This is a genomic window from Oleiphilus sp. HI0043 (genome assembly GCF_001634935.1).
Window position 1 is genome coordinate 1 of the sequence record NZ_LWEY01001630.1, and the last position, 717, is coordinate 717.

At 43.8% G+C, this 717-nt stretch carries 2 protein-coding genes; one reads left to right on the top strand and one right to left on the bottom strand.

What is annotated here, in order from left to right:
• The coding region (locus tag A3729_RS24735; protein ID WP_156498116.1) for a cation-transporting P-type ATPase at positions 1-240 on the bottom strand (240 nt) is incomplete at its 3' end.
• A gap of 184 nt (positions 241-424) precedes the next feature.
• Here A3729_RS24735 and A3729_RS24740 point away from each other — a divergent pair.
• Positions 425-717: aminopeptidase (locus A3729_RS24740; RefSeq protein WP_197476050.1), on the top strand; the 293-nt coding region annotated here is incomplete at its 3' end.

The following is a 717-nucleotide window of genomic DNA, read 5'->3' on the forward strand; positions in this document are numbered from 1 at the left end:
CACGGCTTCACCGACTAGACCGGAAATCGCCGCCGCGCAGAGTAGCACCATAATCATTACATCCTGAAACTGAGCCATGATCACCTTCCACCAAGGGCGGGTGTTGGCCTGTTCCAGAATATTTTCTCCCTGTGTAGTTAAACGTTCCTGCGCTTCTTGTTTACTTAGGCCCTTTTCTATTATTGAATTCAGAGCTTCTGCGCATTCTTCAGTATTTAAGGTGTGCCACTTTGTTGACATAGATTCTAATCCTGTGGTCAGATTCTTTCTTCATAAGAATGATCTAATCATAAAATGATTTCTAGTGAATGACGATATTCAGTATTCACCAATCTTGATGCGGGTCACTTAAGAGCTCGAATCTAAAAGCTCTTTTTATAATTCAAGCCAGCCTTCGAGGCTTTGTCGTAAAAAGGGGAAGTGCTTGCGAAAGCGATTAAAGGTTTTGGGGCTTGGTGCCCTGTGTTTGTCGTCTGTGACCTTGCTGAGTGCTTGTTCTTCAGTTAGTTATTATTCACATTTGTTAAATGGCCAAACCTCTCTTTTGTGGAATCGAGAGCCTGTTGAGACACTGCTAGCGGATGATGAAACCTCTGAGGAGCTTCGAAAGCGTCTGATTTTATCTCAAGCGCTTAGAGATTTTGCCAGCAAGGAACTCAATCTACCAGTCGATGACGCATATACCAGTTATACAGACTTAGGCCGACGCTATGCGGT